The organism is Myxacorys chilensis (assembly GCF_059505265.1).
In genome coordinates, this window is record NZ_JCACKG010000124.1 from 87,909 (window position 1) to 106,593 (window position 18,685).

The 18,685-nt window shown below is 47.8% G+C and carries 18 protein-coding genes; 14 read left to right on the forward strand and 4 right to left on the reverse strand.

The features are described from left to right. Nucleotides 1–726: 726 nt before the first annotated feature. From AC5JLB_RS09215 to AC5JLB_RS09235, 5 genes are all read left to right on the forward strand, one after another. Nucleotides 727–1,683 carry a WecB/TagA/CpsF family glycosyltransferase gene (locus AC5JLB_RS09215; RefSeq protein WP_495873533.1) on the forward strand — a complete coding sequence of 319 codons (957 nt, stop codon included), beginning with the start codon at nucleotides 727–729 and terminating at the stop codon, nucleotides 1,681–1,683. A 27-nt stretch (nucleotides 1,684–1,710) separates the two neighbouring features. Next, a complete protein-coding gene (locus AC5JLB_RS09220) occupies nucleotides 1,711–2,631 on the forward strand; it encodes a beta-1,6-N-acetylglucosaminyltransferase (RefSeq protein ID WP_495873534.1) in 921 nt (306 codons plus the stop codon). A 239-nt stretch (nucleotides 2,632–2,870) separates the two neighbouring features. Then, on the forward strand, nucleotides 2,871–3,674 hold the full coding sequence (locus AC5JLB_RS09225) for an SDR family NAD(P)-dependent oxidoreductase (RefSeq protein ID WP_495873535.1): 804 nt from the start codon (nucleotides 2,871–2,873) through the stop codon (nucleotides 3,672–3,674). A gap of 257 nt (nucleotides 3,675–3,931) precedes the next feature. Then, nucleotides 3,932–5,065, forward strand: a complete 1,134-nt coding sequence (locus AC5JLB_RS09230; RefSeq protein WP_495873536.1) for an alkene reductase — start codon at nucleotides 3,932–3,934, stop codon at nucleotides 5,063–5,065. Between the two features lie 78 nt (nucleotides 5,066–5,143). Continuing rightward, nucleotides 5,144–6,127, forward strand: coding sequence for an aldo/keto reductase (locus AC5JLB_RS09235; RefSeq protein ID WP_495873537.1), 984 nt, complete (start codon nucleotides 5,144–5,146; stop codon nucleotides 6,125–6,127). Nucleotides 6,128–6,233: 106 nt separating this feature from the next. On the opposite strand, the gene AC5JLB_RS09240 is transcribed toward AC5JLB_RS09235, so the two are convergent. Next, entirely contained in the window at nucleotides 6,234–6,512 is a 279-nt protein-coding gene (locus tag AC5JLB_RS09240) for a hypothetical protein (protein ID WP_495873538.1), read from the reverse strand. Between the two features lie 86 nt (nucleotides 6,513–6,598). After that, nucleotides 6,599–7,306 carry a hypothetical protein gene (locus AC5JLB_RS09245; RefSeq protein WP_495873539.1) on the reverse strand — a complete coding sequence of 236 codons (708 nt, stop codon included), beginning with the start codon at nucleotides 7,304–7,306 and terminating at the stop codon, nucleotides 6,599–6,601. Between the two features lie 252 nt (nucleotides 7,307–7,558). Here AC5JLB_RS09245 and AC5JLB_RS09250 point away from each other — a divergent pair, with 252 nt between their 5' ends. The 8 genes from AC5JLB_RS09250 (at nucleotide 7,559) to AC5JLB_RS09285 (ending at nucleotide 15,805) form a co-directional block, all read left to right on the forward strand. After that, a complete protein-coding gene (locus tag AC5JLB_RS09250) occupies nucleotides 7,559–7,918 on the forward strand; it encodes an S-adenosylmethionine decarboxylase family protein (RefSeq protein ID WP_495873540.1) in 360 nt (119 codons plus the stop codon). Nucleotides 7,919–7,944: 26 nt separating this feature from the next. Next, the gene (locus AC5JLB_RS09255; RefSeq protein WP_495873541.1) at nucleotides 7,945–8,592 is read left to right on the forward strand and encodes a DUF4178 domain-containing protein; all 648 of its coding nucleotides are present in this window, start codon (nucleotides 7,945–7,947) and stop codon (nucleotides 8,590–8,592) included. A 3-nt stretch (nucleotides 8,593–8,595) separates the two neighbouring features. Next, nucleotides 8,596–10,047 (forward strand): spermine/spermidine synthase domain-containing protein, encoded by a 1,452-nt coding sequence (locus AC5JLB_RS09260; RefSeq protein ID WP_495873542.1) that lies wholly within the window; start codon nucleotides 8,596–8,598, stop codon nucleotides 10,045–10,047. Beyond that, nucleotides 10,040–11,071: a lipid II:glycine glycyltransferase FemX gene (locus AC5JLB_RS09265; protein WP_495873543.1), complete on the forward strand. Its 1,032-nt coding sequence runs from the start codon at nucleotides 10,040–10,042 to the stop codon at nucleotides 11,069–11,071. The genes AC5JLB_RS09260 and AC5JLB_RS09265 overlap by 8 nt, the downstream gene beginning before the upstream one ends. 396 nt (nucleotides 11,072–11,467) lie before the next feature. Then, nucleotides 11,468–12,553, forward strand: a complete 1,086-nt coding sequence (locus tag AC5JLB_RS09270) for an aromatic ring-hydroxylating dioxygenase subunit alpha (RefSeq protein ID WP_495873544.1) — start codon at nucleotides 11,468–11,470, stop codon at nucleotides 12,551–12,553. Between the two features lie 194 nt (nucleotides 12,554–12,747). Continuing rightward, nucleotides 12,748–13,275: a hypothetical protein gene (locus tag AC5JLB_RS09275; RefSeq protein ID WP_495873545.1), complete on the forward strand. Its 528-nt coding sequence runs from the start codon at nucleotides 12,748–12,750 to the stop codon at nucleotides 13,273–13,275. A gap of 83 nt (nucleotides 13,276–13,358) precedes the next feature. Then, nucleotides 13,359–14,246 carry a hypothetical protein gene (locus AC5JLB_RS09280; protein WP_495693908.1) on the forward strand — a complete coding sequence of 296 codons (888 nt, stop codon included), beginning with the start codon at nucleotides 13,359–13,361 and terminating at the stop codon, nucleotides 14,244–14,246. Between the two features lie 278 nt (nucleotides 14,247–14,524). After that, nucleotides 14,525–15,805, forward strand: a complete 1,281-nt coding sequence (locus tag AC5JLB_RS09285) for an aminotransferase class I/II-fold pyridoxal phosphate-dependent enzyme (protein ID WP_495873546.1) — start codon at nucleotides 14,525–14,527, stop codon at nucleotides 15,803–15,805. 90 nt (nucleotides 15,806–15,895) lie between these two features. On the opposite strand, the gene AC5JLB_RS09290 is transcribed toward AC5JLB_RS09285, so the two are convergent. After that, nucleotides 15,896–16,738, reverse strand: a complete 843-nt coding sequence (locus tag AC5JLB_RS09290) for a DUF8623 domain-containing protein (RefSeq protein WP_495873547.1) — start codon at nucleotides 16,736–16,738, stop codon at nucleotides 15,896–15,898. Nucleotides 16,739–17,032: 294 nt separating this feature from the next. Between AC5JLB_RS09290 and murG the strand changes: the two genes are divergently transcribed. Continuing rightward, nucleotides 17,033–18,160, forward strand: coding sequence for an undecaprenyldiphospho-muramoylpentapeptide beta-N-acetylglucosaminyltransferase (murG, locus tag AC5JLB_RS09295; RefSeq protein ID WP_495873548.1), 1,128 nt, complete (start codon nucleotides 17,033–17,035; stop codon nucleotides 18,158–18,160). On the opposite strand, the gene tadA is transcribed toward murG, so the two are convergent. Further along, nucleotides 18,146–18,652, reverse strand: a complete 507-nt coding sequence (gene tadA, locus AC5JLB_RS09300; protein WP_495873549.1) for a tRNA adenosine(34) deaminase TadA — start codon at nucleotides 18,650–18,652, stop codon at nucleotides 18,146–18,148. The genes murG and tadA overlap by 15 nt on opposite strands. Between the last annotated feature and the right edge of the window lie 33 nt (nucleotides 18,653–18,685).

Below are 18,685 nucleotides of genomic sequence, written 5' to 3' on the forward strand. Positions count from 1 at the left end.
TATAATTCTGAAGCAAGAAGTTGGAGTGGCGCGATCGCTTAAAGACTAAATTTGACAATTGATTTGAGCGATCGTACTCCAATTTGTCTTCAATTTTAGAACTATGGAAGTAGCAAATTTCATCATATCTTTACAAAGCAAGAGAAGAACTGTTGTAGCAAACATGGGTACAAGTAGATACAAGCAGTAATCACAGGTGATACAAGTAAATGTGACAAAAACATCTGTGTCACAAACAGAAATGACAATAGCAAGGTAATTCTTTTTACATGAAATGTGTAATTCCTTTTACACATCAAATTGAAAAACTTGGATAATCAATATCTACACACATTGGACGAATGCGTAATTGGTAGGTTATTTGTATAGCCTTCGGTAGATGATGCATGTGAAATTACACCTAATATTAAGTTTGTTTGTCTACTTTAAGAAGGATGGCATTGCAATTTCGACGCTCTTATGATTTTCAACAAAACCGAGCGCTCTGGGCGTTCACTGGGAAAGTAACACCAGGTGAGGTGGGTTTTGCTTCTCAAGCTAAGGTTAGGGGTCCAGTCCGATCTCTTCGCATTTGTGGTGTAGTAGTCTTTCTTCAATTAGTTGGGCTGTTAGCAGAGCTTCATTGACCACCTACAATTCTAGATTTTGACTTCGCTTACAGCTCTTTTTTTCGGGTAGAACATCTTGGTCTAGCCGACAGGTCTTCAGTTGCATCTTGGATAAACTATGATGATTGTGCAAGCAGATTCACGCAAGTTGGAAAAGCATCAGTCGGAAACGCTTCGGAACCTAAACGTGTTCCTGCTAGGGCGACGCATTACCTGTATGACAGTTCCAGCGATCGTAGATGCTATTCACACCGCTTGCATCGAAGGTGACAAGCTAACCGTTGCAAATTACAACGTGCATAGCTTCAATCTCTCAATGCAGGTTCCTTGGTTCTACAATTTCCTTCAGAACGCCGACATTGCTCATTGTGACAGCATTGGCATTCTCAGCGCCATTCGCTTAATGGGATTGAAATTGCCATTACAGTATCGCGCCTCTTACAGCTTACTCATGCCAGAACTGTTAGAGCACTGCAATCAAAATCGATTCTCAGTGTTTCTTTTAGGAGCGAAACCTGAGTACTTGCAGTCTGCGATCGCGCAACTGCGAAACCAGTACCCCAATCTGACGGTGGATGGGCATCACGGCTACTTTGATATGAGCGATCCCCACCAGAATGGGCGCGTAGTGCAGCAGATCAATAGCGCTAAACCCAACATTTTAATTGTTGGAATGGGAATGCCAATTCAGGAAAGTTGGATTCAAGAAAACTGTCATCAGCTTGATGTCAATGTGATCATGCCAGGAGGCGCAATTATCGATCGCATGGCTGGGATCGTCCCTGATTGTCCTGCGGTACTGTCCAACATTGGCTTGGAATGGTTCTACCGCCTTTGTCGTGAACCTAAACGATTAGCGGCCCGCTATCTGTTCGGCAATCCAGCTTTTGCTCTTCATCTTGCTTTAGCGAAAACCTATTCTAGTTCCTTGAAAGTCCAATTGATGAAACCTGTTACTCGAAAGTCTCGCCAACGTGGGGTTGAACCTGATTCTATAGAGTTAAAGTCTCTTGAGAATTATCTCCTTGAAACTGGTCTAATTACTTCAAATCAGGTCGAAGTTGAATTGAGCTAAGCGCGTTCTCATCCAATATCATCAATCATGCGAGTCTGTTATCTTATTCAAACTCACAAAGATCCAAATCAAATTCATCGACTCGTTCATACGATCAAAAAATCAAGCCCTGATGCTCTGATCATTATTAGTCATGACTTCACTAACTGTGATTTAGAGCAAACCTTGTTTGAAGATTTAACAAACGTCAAAATTCTTGCTTCGCGGGGAGGGCGCGGAAACTTTGCGATCGTCCAAAGTTATTTGGACGCGATCGCATGGCTACTTGAGAGTAATCATGAGTTTGATTGGTTTATCAACCTGTCGGGACAAGATTATCCAATTCAACCGATCGTAGAGGTTGAAGATTTTTTGGCTAACACAGATTACGATGCATTCATTCACTACTTTGATGTCTTCTCCGATGAAAGCCCTTGGAAGAAAAGAGCAGGCTATACTCGCTACTGCTACAAGTACAGAACCCTGACCAGCCCTTTGCCCGACTGGCAACAAGATCTTTTGAAGCCAGCTAAATTTTTGAATTATATTCAGCCCTTCTTCCGGGTGAATTTTGCGTACGGCTTTACCTTGGGATTAAGAACATTAGCTCCATTTACAACAGAATTTGGGTGTTATGGAGGTTCTTTTCTAAGCACACTTTCTAGAAAATGTGTTGAATATATAGACAATTTTGTTAGAACGAATTCTACTGTCATTAACCACTTTAAAACTGTCGAGATTCCTGATGAATGTCTCATCCAAACTATATTAGTCAACAGTCGAAAATTTAATTTGTGTAATGACTGCAAACGCTATTTTGATTTCTCACAAACCCACAATGGTCATCCTCGCACTTTAGGTGTGGATGATTTTTCACGTTTAGAACACAGTCAAGCTCATTTTGCTCGAAAATTTGACCTGAATAAAGATAGCAAAGTTCTTGATTTAATTGATTCGACATTGTTATAGGGTGTAGCATTTGCTGAAGTTTTAGAAAAATCTTTGCGGAAGTCTTGCTATCAATTATTTAGCTTTAATCCAATACTTAGCTTTAAGCCGGAAGAGCGCTCCCTCGTTGGAAAGACGCAATTTTGCTCCTGCTTTTCTAAGATTGCAGGAGTTTGTAAACGTCTCATGTGTGTTGCCTGGTGACGAAAGAACAGTAAGCCAGGGCAAACAAGGAGCAGTCATATAGGAGTTTTGGAATAATGATGGACACGTTGATCCGTCCTCTGGCTGTCGTAACAGGTGCCTCTAAAGGCATTGGTTACGAACTCGCCAAACAGTTCGCTCAAAACGGTTTTGATCTTCTGATCACATCTACCGGAGCGAGCATCAATGAAGCGGCTCAGGCTTGCGAGAAGCTGGGTGTAAAGGTCGAGACGGTGCAGGCTGATCTCGCGACTTTTGACGGAGTTGAGACACTCTACAACCGGATCAAAGAGACAGGGCGACCTGTGGATGCGATCGCAATCAATGCTGGGATAGGAGTTGGGGGTGAATTTGCTCGCGAGACGGATTTGCAGGATGAACTTAATTTGATCAACTTGAATGTTGTGTCATCTGTTCACCTTGCGAAGCGAGTCGTGAAAGATATGGTCGAGCGCGGCAAGGGACGCATCCTGTTTACATCGTCGATCGCAGCTTTGCTACCTGGCCCGTTTGAAGCGGTCTATGCGGCCTCGAAAGCGTTTTTGCGCTCTTTCTCGGAGGCGCTGCGAAACGAGTTGAAAGATACGGGTGTTACCGTTACGGCACTCATGCCTGGACCGACTGATACTGACTTCTTCCACAGCGCTGACATGGACGACACTATAGTAGGTTCGAGCAAGAACGACGACCCGACCGAGGTTGCAAAGCAGGGTTTTGAAGCGTTAATGGCGGGCAAAAACGAGATCATTGCGGGTTCGCTAATGACAAAGATTCAGGGTGCTGTGAGTAAGGTCTTACCTGAACCCCTCAGGGCTGAGCTGCACAGCAAAATGACTGAACCCGGATCGGGTAACAAGTAACTGGGGTTGCGATCGCTGAATCTAGAACTTACGCAACGGTTGCTTGTTATTAAGTTGGCAACATTGATCTAGTATCCGAAACTGCCTTCACCCTAGTCCTGTCCTACGGGCTACCGTGTACACACAAGTCGTGTCGCTTCGTTTAGCATTTGGTATTTGTTAAGCTAAACACTCCATTATTGCAACTGATCCTGCTTGCAATAATGGAGTGTTACTTTTTGTTCTTGGACAGTAGCTTATGGAGATTCAACTCGCTTATGACTAGTCCTCTACGTCTACTCTCGCCTGTAACGCTAGGACCTTATCAATTGCCGAACCGAATGGTGATGGGGCCGTTGACTCGTAATCGTGCGATGAACGTTTCGCTCCCCCCCGGAGAAACTGCAATCAATGTTCCGCACCAACTCAACGTGACTTACTACACTCAGCGAGCTTCAGCCGGACTGATTATTTCAGAGGCCAGCCAAGTTTCACCGCAGGGACAAGGCTATCCAATGACGCCTGGTATTTATTCGCCAGAGCAGATAGAAGGTTGGCGAGCCATTACCGATGCTGTTCATGAGCGGGGCGGTCACATATTTCTTCAGCTTTGGCATGTAGGTCGAATCTCTCATCCTGATCTGCAACCCGGTGGTGCATTGCCCGTAGCTCCAAGCGCGATCGCACCAGAGGGTATGGCAGCGACGTTTGAGGGAGAAAAGCCTTTTGTCACGCCTCGTGCCCTAGAAACTGACGAAATTCCCGGCATTGTTGAGCAATTTCGTCAGGGGGCTAAAAACGCCTTGGCGGCTGGGTTTGATGGAGTTGAAGTCCACAGCGCGAATGGGTATTTGCTGGATCAATTTCTCCACGATGGCTCGAATCATCGCACGGATCAATACGGTGGCTCACTGGAGAACCGAGCGAGGCTGCTAATAGAAGTCTTAGAAGCGGTTACGCAGGTTTGGGGTGCCGATCGCGTGGGCGTGCGTCTCTCTCCTAGCGGTACGTTCAGCAGCATGTCTGATTCCAACTCAGAAGCGCTGTTCACTTACGTGGTTAAAGCGCTCAACCGCTTTGGTCTGGCTTACCTTCACCTCGTCGAACCCAGGATAAATGGCAATGTCACGCTGGAAGAGAATTCGACCCAGATGACAGCGGGCTTCTTTCGCCCGATGTTCCACGGAACATTGCTTACAGCAGGCGGCTTCGATCGCGACCGTGGAGAAGCGGTTTTGGAGGCGGGCGAGGCGGATTTGATCGTGTATGGTCGGTTGTTCATTGCCAACCCAGATTTACCAGAGCGATTTGCTCAGAATGCAGAGTTGAATGCTTGGGATCGCAACACGTTCTATGGAGGTGGCGAGAAAGGCTATACCGATTACCCTGCTCTCGATCGCCAAACCGCTTGAGAAGTTCAGGGAGTCGAACGTCTGAAATCACGGCTGATAAAACAGTTTTTTAAGGACTCAATGCACCAGGAGACACGCATGAAACAAAGAAAACTCGGCAATCAAGGATTAGTGGTCTCGGAACTGGGACTGGGCTGCATGGGCATGTCTGAATTTTATGGCACTCCCGATGAGCCAGAAGCGATCGCGACCATTCAGCGGGCATTAGATCTGGGCGTGACCTTCCTCGATACGGCTGATATGTATGGGGTCGGGCACAACGAGGAGTTAGTTGGCAGGGCGATTCAAGACCGTCGGGATCAGGTGATTCTAGCGACCAAATTTGGTAATGTGCGAGGTAATGACGGCAGCTTTCTAGGGGTAAACGGCAAGCCCGACTATGTTCGTTCTGCCTGTGAAGCCAGTCTGAAGCGGCTTGGTGTTGACGTGATCGATTTGTATTACCAGCATCGGGTTGATCCCGACACTCCGATCGAGGAAACCGTTGGAGCAATGGCGGAGTTGGTGCAAGAGGGGAAAGTCCGTTACCTAGGATTGTCGGAAGCGGCTCCGGAAACGATTCGTCGTGCCCAAGCGGTGCATCCTATTTCTGCTCTCCAGACGGAATATTCCCTCTGGAGCCGAGAGCCAGAGGCAGAAATTTTGCCGACTTGCCGCGAGTTGGGAATCGGTTTTGTGCCTTACAGCCCGTTGGGTCGTGGGTTTCTGACCGGCAAAATCAAAAGCCTCAAGGATTTAACAGAGGGAGATTACCGGGCTGAACGTTATCCCCGCTTTCGAGCTGAGAACTTACAGCATAATCTGGAACTGGTGGAGCAAGTTGAGCAGATGGCCTCCGCTAAAGGAACCAAAGCCGGACAGCTTGCTCTAGCCTGGGTTTTAGCGCAGGGAGAGGACATTGTGCCGATTCCTGGAACTAAACGCCGCACGTATTTGGAAGAGAATATCGCGGCAGCGGAGGTGACGTTGACTCAGGCAGAGTTGGATCAGATCGGAAAGGCGCTGCCGCTCGGAATTGCAGTGGGCGATCGCTACCCAGATATGAGTACCGTCAATCGATAGAGGTGGATGTCAGGTAAAAACGCATTCATTTGACTTCTGAAGCGGATGGCTGAAGCTCAGAACGCGGGGATCGGAGCAAATTGCTCAACGTTCCGAGTTCTGAGCTTCACTTTTGAAGTAAAAAGCTCGACGTTTCAGGCTCTGAGCTTGAAGTTCCGGGTTCTAAGCTTGGAGTTCCGAGTTCGGAAGGCGGAGTTTCCCGTTCGGAAGGCGGAGTTTCCCGTTCGGAAGGCGGAGTTCCGGGTTCTAAGCTTGGAGTTCCGAGTTCTGAAGGCGAAGTTCCGAGTTCTGAGGGCGACGTTCCGAGTTCTGAGCTTAGAGTTCCGAGTTCTAAGCCTGGAGTTCCGAGTTCTGAAGGCGAAGTTCCGAGTTCTGAGGGCAACATTCCAAGTTCTGAGCTTGGAACTCCGAGTTCGGAAGGCGAAGCTCCTCGTTCAGCGTTCCCGTAGCCTTTGAATATCTCTAAAAGTATTACTGCTGACGAATTGCGATCGTGTAAGAAGGCCGTTGCTGATCGCGTTGACTCTTGACTACACGAAAATCGTGGTCAATATATAGATGCTCAAGCTGGGGAGTGGCTAAGAAACTGGTGCCAACTTTTTTAGCCGTGCTTTTGTCTAGACTGCTCAAATCAGGGGCCTCTGGCGCATCAGCTTGACTCAGTTTGGATGTGACGACCTTCGTTAACCAACTCCCTGCCTTTTCAGGAGTGAGCAGATTCCCTCTCCACCGAAAAGCCTGCTCAATGCCCACATTCTGGATGTACCACTGACCATTCTGCACTGCAAATTTCTGCAACAACATAAAGTCGTAAGCCAGCAGAACGGCAGAAATCGCCCGGAGAAAAGAGCGGCGCTGCCCCGGAGCATAGCGGGCAATATTGGCGTAGTAGCCATTGTCTTGAAAGATTTGATAGGACTGGTCTCGGACTCGTCCGGGCAAAATTTCAATGAATGGGATTGTAGACCAGACCGGCAACCACACGCCTAGCGCGATCGCCACCTGCTCTTCAGCATTGGGAAATGGATTGCGCTGACTTAATTCTGCAAACAGGGGTTCCAGGGTACTTTTGTAAAACTTTACTTTTTGACTCAAGGGCGCTCGATCATTGCCTTCAGCCAGCTTCAGAATCTCCTGCTTGAGTTCGTCTGTGCTTCTATGACTTAAATTGGGGAGCACTGTTCATTCTCCAAACGTCGCCTCTAGCCTTAGCGTAACGTACGCAGGCTCTGCCCTAAGTAGGTCTTTAGCAGATTTAATTGCGGGTTACGAATCGAGATGAATGCTTGCAATTGTCAAAATTAGGCGATCGCGCGGCTCGCGTCTACGATCGATCGCAATCGAATCCGTTTCGTGAGCTTCTGGCAGATGCCGAGGGTGGTCTATCTTAAATTTAATCTTGCTTACCTACCTAGACAGGCACAATCCTTCATGATCCGATCGCATCATTTTTCTGCCATTTTGACGGCTACGGATAAAATTGTTACTATGCTGCCCGCAGAATTGCTGGGTCTGCTAAAAATCGTTGTGCAAGGAGCAGGTCTAAATGCAGTGAGTGAAGCGTCTGCCGCGTTCGAGCCGCAAGGAGTATCAGTTGTGCTGATTTTAGAAGAGTCGCATGTTGCACTGCATGTTTGGACAGAATGCGGCAAAGTAACCGTTGATGTTCATGTTTGTGATTACGTACAAGATAATTATTCAAAAGCGCAACATTTAACTCAACTACTCGATCAACAGATTAGTGGTTCTTACGATCGCGATCGCTGGAGTTATCTACTTGCTACAGGTTAAAACCGTAACTACTGAAGGTTAAAACCATGATTACCGAAACTCAACTCGAACAGCTTCAAGTCGGTGACAGACTTGAATATCAGGGAATTCAGTGGCGCATTGCCGATCGCAGTCACTATACTGACCCAAACGGATATGAGACGCAAGAATGGTTAATCCAGTCGGGAACGAAGAAAGACTACTATTTATTGCGCGAAGTTGATCCTGACCAAGGGCAGCAAATCACTTGGTATCTCGCCGAAGAGTTAGACAATCCAAGAATTACAGAACCCGGATCGTCTCGCGATTTACTAGCTCGTTTACCAGAAGCGATTCGCGCTAATCAGACTCCCTATCCAGAACTTCAACTCTTCAATCGCATCTATCAGTTTGAGTCTCAGACTGAGGGAGAGTATGTTTCTGAGGGCGTTAGAGAAACGCGCATCACTTGGGATTACTGGGACGAGGCACATCTCTGGAATTTGGCGCTAGAAGCGTGGAGTAACCGGATAGTTGTTTATTCAACCCGTACCGTTCAGCTTTCAGACTTCAGCCTAGTGCGAGGCGATTCGTTTCTGAGCGCAACCCCGCTTTGGCAAGAAGCCGAAAAACGCAAAGAGAAACGTAGCGTTCAACTGATCATTGCTTGGGCGGTTACTATTATTGGCTTTTTCTTAATGGTTTCTGGAATCTGATGTATGTCTAATTCACTGTTTATCGAATGTCATTCTCAGGGATTCGCTTTTTATATCAATGGCGATTTACAGTTCGATACAGCAGATGAAGCCATTTATCACGAATATTTAGCCATTCCTGCGATCATACTAGCGATTCAGCGATTCCCAAACACGGCATTGCGAGTATTGATCTGCGGCGGTGGTGACGGACTGACGGCAAGAGATGTTTTGCGCTTTTCAGAAGTGAGTGACGTTGCATTAGTAGATTACGATCCGGCAGTGTTAGAACTGGGTCGAACTACGTTTGTAGACTATAACCAAGGCAGTTTGTTAAACGAGCAACAAGCCGAATTAGGTTCAAGCCGAGTTGCTGTTTATACGCAAGAAGCATTTGAGTTTGTATCGGCGTTGCCGGATGCATGCTTTCATGTGGTGATTTGTGATTTTACGTTTCCGACTCGCCCCGAAGAAGCTAAGATTTATAGCCGCGAATGGTTTGAGCAAGTTCGTCGCGTGCTTCACTCTAGTGGAGTAATCAGCACAAATGCTGTATCACCTGAGCAAACAGCGATCGCATTTTGGTGTCTCTATCAAACGCTGCTCTCAAGCGGATTTCAAGCAAAACCGATGCACGTTGCGATTCCCTCGTTTCAGAAACTTGAATACGGTGAATGGGGTTTCTTCATTGCATCTGATGTAGAAATTATGCGATCGCAGCTAGAAACGCTCACATTACCCAATGGATTGCGCGAGCTAAGATCAGATTGGTTGAGTGCATTTGAGTTTAGCGATGCGATCGCGCAGCTCCGCCATGAGGTAAACATCCATACTTTAGCGTGTCCACAACTGTTTTATTATCTGCTCAATGCGAAGACGGATCTTGATCAATTTAATATCGATTCCAATATTAATTTTTTAGATATTTCCGAAGCAGGAACAGGACAAATTGGCACGCAAGATTTGTTGGAGTTAGATGCGATCGCTAAGCTGTGGTTAGAACAACTTAAGCAAACTCGCTTCACAGCCGAAGAACTGCTTCCGGTACAACATGCTGAACAAACGCCAAAAATGACGACGGAGTGGTTGACCTATTTGAAGTCTTTGTTAGAAGAAGTAGATGCAAAACAGCTACTGGGCGCGGTTTTAGAGCGCATTCAAGAATTGCCTCCAAAAATAGCGCACGACCTGAAGCAAACAGTCGAAAAACTTCGGACAGGACAGCCCTTACTTCAAGTTTCCGAACAAACAGCAGAAATTATTGTTCTCATTTCTGTTTCATTGCTCATGGCAAATTTAGCTGTACCTGATGCAGCGTTTGCAAAAGGATATGCAGCGTCAGGCAGTGACTGTGATTATGACAGTAGTGGAAATGCTATTGACTGCGGTAGTCCTACTGATGGACTAATTGGATTCGCAACCCTACTTGTCGGCGCAACATGGCTATTCAGGCTCTATAGGAAGAAGGATGAATAAGCAAAAACCTGTAGAGAACTCAACTTCGCTTTCGATTCGAGAATTACACTTGAGCGATCGCTTTGCCTGGAAAAAGCTTAATCAGTCTTTAGTCGGCAGTTGCTTTATGCAGTCTTGGGCATGGGCAACCTTTAAAGAGCTAGAAGGCTATCGAACCTTTAAATATGGAGTTTTTGATCAAGCATTAGTTGGCGGCTGTATCTTTTATGTTTATCCTCGCTCTCATTCTGCAAACTTACTCATTGCTCCAGGCGCACCATTAATTAGACCAGGCTATACATCTCAAGCAATAGAACTCCTCGTTCGGCAGGCGGAAAGAATTGCTCAAGAAGTAAGGACAATTGCGCTCCGAGTTGAACCGCTTTGGGCGGAAAAACCATCTGCGTTGAATCAATTTGTTCGCGCTCCGGTCGATTTGCTGCCTAGTGAAACCTTGATCATTGATTTACATCCAACGGAAACCGAAATCTTCGCTCAGATGAAACCGAAAGGACGCTACAACATCCGGTTGAGTCAACGGCATGGCGTCACGACACAGTTCACCACGGATCTACAAAAAATCAGCATGTTTTACGAGCTGTTTTGGGAAACCGTGCAGCGACAGACATTCTTTGGTGAGCCGTATCGCTTTTTTATCAATCTTTGTCAAACCCTGTTTGCTGAGAACATGGCAGAACTTGGTTTTGCCATGTGGAATGGAGAAATATTATCTGCTGTTCTGATTGTGTACTGGTGCGATCGCGCGACTTATTTATACGGTGGACGTAGTGATGCCCATGGTCATGTCATGGCGAATTATGCTCTGCATTGGGACGCGATCAAGCGTGCAAAAGCCAAAGGATGTCAACTCTACGATTTTTACGGATACACTCAAAATCCCAATCATAGCTACGCAAAGTTTTCCCAATTTAAGCGGCAGTTTGGCGGTACACCCGTTACAACGATCGGCGCTCAAGATTATTTCTTTTACAACCAATTTGCTGATACGTTAATCGGTCTAATTAATCGAACGATCGCTCAATAAAATTAGCATTGCAACGGAACGCAGACCTGAAATTAAGAGAGATAATTCCGAAATCAAGTAATGCTTGTCCGAATCGAATAACGGAAGCCCGAATCGAGAAACGCTTACCTCGAATCGAATAACGCTTATGCTAAATCGAATAACGGAAGCTTGAATCGAGAAACGCTTACCTTGAATCGAATAGCGCTTATGCTAAATTGAATAACGCTTATCTGAGATTAAATAACGCCTACCTCGAATCAAATAGCGTCTACCTTCAATCAAATACCGAAAACCTGAATCAAATAACGCCTATCCCGAATCAAATAGCGCCAGCCTGAATCAAAAAATGCTTCTCGTTCTCTCCCTATCCCCAGCGCTCTTTGCTATGATTCAGACCAAGCCAAGGAGAAGAACATGGAACTAGCGACGACGCTAATCGGTCAGACTGTCCGCAATGCCGTGCGAGAAGTGGGAATCAACCCAAACTACTGGTACGCCGTAGCTTGGGCAAAAGACCTCAAGCCCCAAGAAATTTTGCCGATCACGATCTGGGAGCAACCGATCGCGCTCTTTCGAGATAGCAAAAACCAAGTGCAAGCCGTTGAGAATGTCTGCCCGCACAAAGGCGTCGCGATGGATAAAGGCAAAGTGCAGGGAGACGCGATCGCATGTGGCTACCACGGCTGGGAGTTCAACGGTAACGGCGAGTGCATCAGCATTCCCTACTGGAATTCAGACCAAAAGCTACCTTGCGCTCGGATGAGAAGCTATCCGGTGCAAGAGAAATACGGCATTCTGTGGATCTTTCCAGGCGATCCAGCCTTAGCAGAACGTGAATCTATTCCTGAAATGCCTGAATACGATAATCCCGATTGGCTCATGGTTCCAATCACGGCTAGGTTCGAGGCGCATTTCTCCATCTGCAACGAAAACACAATGGACGTGTTTCACGGCTATTTGCATCAAAACCTCCAAGGCTGGTTTGATCCGGTCTTGCTAAAGCTTCAAGAAACCGAGAATTCTGTCACGGCTGCCTACAACGTCTCTTATAAAGGAGCGATTACCAAGTTTTTGGGCTTGAGCGAAGATGGTGGCGTAACGACTAAAACTATTTCTATTAGTTATCGTTATCCCAACTACGCCAGCGCCCTCGAAGGGGTTTCATCGCTATATTTAATGCGGTTACCCATTGGTAAAACAAAAAGCCACTCCTTTGCATTGTTTTTTCTAAAAGTTCGCGTTCCAAAATGGTTGCTCAATCCATTACGTCCTCTGTTGCAGCCTGCAATTCTTCATCTATTATTCATGAGGTTTCTAAATCAAGATATTGAGATGATTGAGAGCGAACAGAAACACTATCTTAAAAACCCTGAACGACGGTATGTAGAAGTGAATCCTGCGATCGTAGCGGTACAGCGCTTAATTGTACGTCAGTATGAACAATACCTTCGACAGCAAAGCGAGAACGTAAAGCCGCTTCAGGAAGCAAATCGACAGTAGACTGAACCAGAGACTAAGAATTTTTTGGCAAACTGTATTTCCTGTGAGACGCGGTTCATTTGAAGTTGCGCGAAGCGCAGTACAGAAGATATTTCTGTGAAAATCATTCCTTAGCCAGTAGCTATGGTAGGAAAGTTTGGTATACACCAAATAGTCGTCTATATTCAATCAACCGTTCTCTCCAAGTAAATGCTATGAGAAACTCAGTACCGACGTTTAAACACTGGCAGCGCAGTCTCCTTGGGCTTTTATTGACCGTTGTTCTCCTGATTACAGGCTGTCAGCAGGCAAAAGCCCCCGATCGCTTTGCTCAGGCTCAGCAAGACAGCACCAAGCGTGGTGTCACTGCCGTTGCTAAAGATGCCACTCAAGGCAGTCAATTCAATAAGTACTTCCCGAAACCAGGGGCAGGCTACGAGCGAGTTTACACCCAAGAGAAGAAAGGCTTTAGTGAAGCGGCTCTTAAAAAAGATGGTAAAGAGGTAGCAAAACTATCGATTTCTGACACCAGCAGCCTGCCTGCTGCCGCCGCTAAGTATGAAAACAGCTCCCAAACGATCGCAGGCTACCCAGCCATCACGATGGGCAAAACTCAAACGAGTGTGTTGGTTGGCAAATATCAAGTAAAAGTCCTCGGGCGCGATCCTAACTTCAGTCAAGCCGAGCGTGAGCAATGGATTTCTAAATTTGACCTCAAAGGATTATCCAAACTGAAAATCTAAACCGGATTTCAAGAAGTCTGATTGATCCGTCAACGGATCACTTTCCTCACGATCTGTCGTGAAACCATTCACAGGAGCTTTTCATGAGCAAAACTATTTACGAATTGGTGGACGAACTTCCCACAGACGGGATGACGGTCAAAGCCCTCAACGCCCTCGATTTCGTCGTGCCGGGACAATGGCAAAACTTGACGGGCTTTACAAACACGATTAGTGCTGTCACAGGTGAAACCGACGACGCGATGATTCAAGCGATCGGGGAACGCGCCGTTTACCTCTACAACGACAGTTCTCAAGGCTATCAGCGGGCGATGTGGCTCTACAACACCGTTGACTCGGCGGCAGGAGCGCTCGGTGCGGCGGCATTGGCAAACAAAATTGGGCAAGACATCTCGTTTTTAGGCTTTTTGGGCAATCTCACCCCCAAGCCAGAAAAAGCGCAAAGTCTTGACCTCGCCGTTAAACTCGTGGTCGAACTGGTCGCCTTTTGCCAAATTAATGGCATTCCTGGAGACAGCATCGGTGACTTTCTAGCTGCACTAGGCGACTACGGCGGCGAATCGCTGATGCGAATGGCAGCCCTCGTCTGCTATGACGGGCTGATTCCACTCGGCGGCGGCTTCATCGAAAAAGGCATGGCGAGCATCACTCAGACCTCACCAGACGAACTCCAAAAAAATCAGACCTTTAAAGGCGTCAGTGATCTAATTCCGGGCGGCAATCCTGCCGGGCAGTTGGGCTTTATTACCCAAAGCTTCGACTCTGTAAAAGGCTGGATGGGTGACTTTGTTAGCTCTCGTAACCTCACTCAGCAGAGCGTTCTCAGTCATCTCAGCCAAGTTATCCAGGTTTCTGCTGACAAACTGGACTACGTAGGGGCATTCCTTGACGTTTCCGTGAAATACTATACCCATACGGGAACGCAAACTCTAGCGCGGCGTCTCATAGAACGAGCCGTTGCTGAACTCTAAACAAATGGCCGATTAAAGTTTACGATCAGCGATAGGCAAGACTGAGTTTGGTCAGCCTGTCGCTTTTGCACTTTAAAATTGCCTATCGCTATCCCCCATCTGCCATCCCCCTGATAAGCTGTTATTCATCCCAAACCATTTATCCCTATCCACTATGAATCAGCGTCTTTATGCAACATGGCGAAATTCTGTATTAGCCAAATATACTGGTGACTCAGATGCGTAAAGCGCAGCTTCCTACGGAATTGCGATCGTCAAACAGGTGAGAGGAACAAACTGTGCAAGTTGTTAAGGAGTACGTGCGGCGTTGGTATGATAGCGGGCTAGAGCCTGATGAATATATTTGCCATGCCCGTCAAGGAAATATTGTCGAGATCGAAGACGCAGAAACGGGAAAACGGCACACCGTTCTCACCTTTTGCACCAATGATGTGCTAGGGCTAACACAAAACGAATCGGTCAAGCAAGCGGCGATCGACGCCATCTTGCAATACGGCACTTCAACTAGTTCAACCTCGGTGCTAAGCGGTCGAGTTGACCTACATCGTCAATTGGAAGAAGAAGTATCGCGGTTCAAGCATTTGCCCCACACTCAGCTTTTTCTCAATGCGTGGATGGCGATGCAAGCACTAATGGATGCGTTTTGTCACCTTGCGATTCCGGTTCCAGGATTTGAACATACCCGCGAAACGCTGATCATGACCGATGTGCTCAATCACGGCTGTATTGTGTCGGCGCTGGCCAATGCGGGAACGCGATCGGGTAAGCTGTTTGGTCACAGCCCTCGAGTCCGGGTGAAAGCCTACCGTCACTGCGATGTCGAAGATTTGGCGCGAAAGCTGAAGCGCTACGTTAAAGAGGGAGACCGAATTATGGTCGTCTCTGATGCGGTCTTCTCGATGGACGGCGATCTTGCGCCCCTACCGGAGATGATCGATGTGATGTCTCACTATCCTGACAGCGTTCTGCTGATGGATGAAGCCCACGCCAGTGGGGCAATTGGGGCATCAGGGCGGGGCATCTATGAGCATTACGGGTTGACGCCTCAAGATGCGATCAACAAAGGCGTAGTGCCCCTAATCATGACGACTTTTTCTAAATTTGGCGCGTCTGTGGGAGCCGCCATCAGTTCTCCAGTGGCAGAATTGAAACCGCTATTAAACTGCTCTCCTACGTCGATTGGCACCTGTTCTCTGGCTCCTCCTCTAGCGGCGGCTGCCCTGCAAAGTATTCGGATGGTGCAAGAGCATCCTGAACTCGTGGCCCGCTTGCAGGAGAACACAAAGTACCTGCGATCTCGTCTCGTGGCTCAAGGGTTTGAGGCCATTGGCGAAACTAACGTCGTTCCCGTGATTTTGCCAACCGAACTTAATCCGAAAGAATTTGCCCAAGAACTGCTGACGTCGTATGGACTCTGGGTATCTCCCATCTGGTTTATTGCAAAACCTAGAATCCGAATGACCGTCAACGCACTGCACACGCGCGAGGAGATGGATAAATTAGTTAACGCTATGGTAAGCGCGCGGGATTCAATATACAAGGCAACGATTAGCGCTTAGCCCAAAAAGGGTGATCGCCCTTCAAAAAGGCGATCACCCTCTCTAAACACAGAACCCTAAGCTACTTGCAAAAAGCTCTTTGCCCTCTGGCTACTTTGCACCGACAACTCGCAGGCGTTGAGTCACCATCGTCATCCCACCATAACGCACAAGAACTGCCGAAATCCATTGAGAACTCGGTGTGTTTGGCGCACGACCTACTTTAAAGACGCCTCCAGAAGACAGTAGCTCTAGGTCAGCGGTTGAAGGTTTGACATAGCTGTTTGCCGTCACAGGTTCCTCAAGCACAGATCCCAAGAGCAAATCATTTTCTAGCGGCTCCTGCACGATCGCGTCAAAATTAAATTCTTGTCCGGGCTTGACTTGATTCGGCAGATTGATTTTGACTGAGGGTGGATTCTCGCCTGATGTAATCTGGTTATTCTCTGCCAACACATCCTGTCTGACAATCTGATTATTCTCAATCTTATGACGCGCTTCGATTGCCGCATTCAGCTTCATTTGCTGACCGTTCACCATTTGGCTTCCGGTAATATAAGTCACCGTTTCTGCTTGAACACCGGATCCGATCGGTTGCCAAGATTTTAATTCTGTTCGATAGGTCAGTTGAGGATACTGCTTCCACAATGCCGTCAAGGATTGCTCTAGGGTTTGACGAGTCAGACCGTCAGAGTGGGTAAAGGCAGGGCTATAAAACTGAAGAACGCCTTGTAAATTCTTGTTAGTGGCGGCGGCATCAATTTGGGTCAGCACTTGTTTGAGAGGAGCGGGAGCGGTTTGTGGAGTTGCGGCAGTCGCTCGACTGGGGGACAACTGGTTCAGGGCGATCGCAACTCCAAGTGTCAGGAAAAACAGAGCTTTCCAGGACTTTAATCCTGACTTTGCAACGAGCATTAAGCGAATGGGGGCAGCTGGCAAAGTCAAGTGGCGCATAGGGCAACTGTCTGAAACAGGTAGACTTCCAGTCAACTATACACTGAATGGCGCGGAGGAACCGGATTTTTTGAGCAGAAGCGATGACACAGCCACTATGAAATTACCACAGTCATGCTATGGCCGGATTAACGGTATTTGAGAGGGGTAAGAACGTTGAGCCGATAGAAAGCCGTTCTATTTGGAGATCTTAGCATCCGTGGAAGACCTAAGGAGAGTGTATGATTGCTCTATCATTTTTGACGCTCGATTTTTGTTTTAGCTGTGCAACCTTCAACTGTTGAGCCATTCCCTATGCGTCCTACCCCTCCGCCTCGTTTGTTAATCGCCGCAAGTGGCACGGGGGGGCATTTATTTCCTGCGATCGCAACTGCTGAGCAGCTTTCCGATTACCAAATTGAATGGCTCGGCGTGCCGGATCGCTTAGAGACAAAGCTGGTCGGCGATCGCTACCCGTTGCATACGGTTAAAGTCACAGGGTTTCAGCAAAAGCTGGGACTGGAAACGCTGAAAGTTCTATTCGGATTGCTGGGATCAGTGTTCAAGGTGAGAAAGCTACTGCAAGACGGTCAGTTTAGCGGCGTGTTTACAACCGGAGGCTATATTTCTGGACCTGCCCTATTTGCCGCGCGATCGCTGGGGTTGCCTGTCATTCTGCACGAGTCCAACGCACTTCCAGGAAAGGTAACTCGCCTATTTGCCCCGTGGTGTACGGCTGTTGCCCTCGGTTTTGAAGCGGCAGCAAAGTATTTGAAGAACGCAAAGACGATTTGCGTTGGAACGCCTGTGCGATCGCAGTTTCGCTCAGCCCTCGAATCTGCTTCACTTGATCTATCAATTCCAGATCAGGTTCCGCTCATTGTAGTAGTTGGCGGCAGTCAGGGAGCCGTTGCACTCAACAAGCTTGTGCGCCAGTCTGCTCCAGCTTGGTTTGAGGCGGGAGCGTGGGTAGTCCATATCACAGGTGACAATGACCCAGAACTAGACACGCTACACCATCCACAGTATCTAGCCCTGCCGTTCTATAACAACATGGCAGCGCTGTTTCATCGGGCAAACCTAGCGATCAGTCGAGCAGGAGCAGGAACGCTAACTGAGCTAGCCGTGACGCACACTCCTTCGATTCTAATTCCGTTTCCGTTCGCCGCAGAAGATCACCAGACCTACAATGCCACTGTTTTTGCGAACGCAGGAGCAGCAATTTTGTTTCGTCAATCGGAATTAACACCAGAAATGCTTCAGAACTCCGTTTTGACGCTTCTGAAAGAGCGCAATCCAACGGACTTCGCGCAGCGAACCTCTACGAAGCTTGGCAAAGCCAATCGTTTAGAGCAAATGGCAGATCGCGCCGCCTCGCTTGCTGTGGTTGACAGCGCTGAGCGAACCGCGCAACTCGTGCGAGACTGCCTAGCGAGACGATGAGCGGCGACGAGCAAACCACGTTTGAAGCTGTTCGCGACAAGCCGATTCTAAAATTCCGCTCAGCACCGGAACGCGATGATTTGACGCGGGGCAATCCGGCAGATTTAGTACTGTCCGAATGGCTCCCGCTTTTAGGTCGTCGGTTCCGTAGACCAAGCACCCCAGCCGTGATAGAACAATCGCACCAGCGCACATTGGGCACGGTTCCAACGTGACGTAAAGTGTACAGTCGTTCAGATGCCAGCTTTGAAGAACTTGTCCGGCAGCTCTGAGCGCTAAAATTTCAGCGTGAGCCGTGGGGTCGCGATCGCGCTCTCGACGATTTTGCGCCTCGGCAATTAACTTTCCTTGGGCATCCACTACGATCGCGCCGACTGGTACATCTCCTTGTTCTCCTGCCCGTTCTGCTAGTTCTAGGGCGCGTTGCATCCAGTCCCGATGCTTGAGATACTCAGGATGATCGATCGGCGGTGGTGGAATGTGGTACGGCATAGCTCAGCAATACTGCGCCTATTGTAAGCCGTT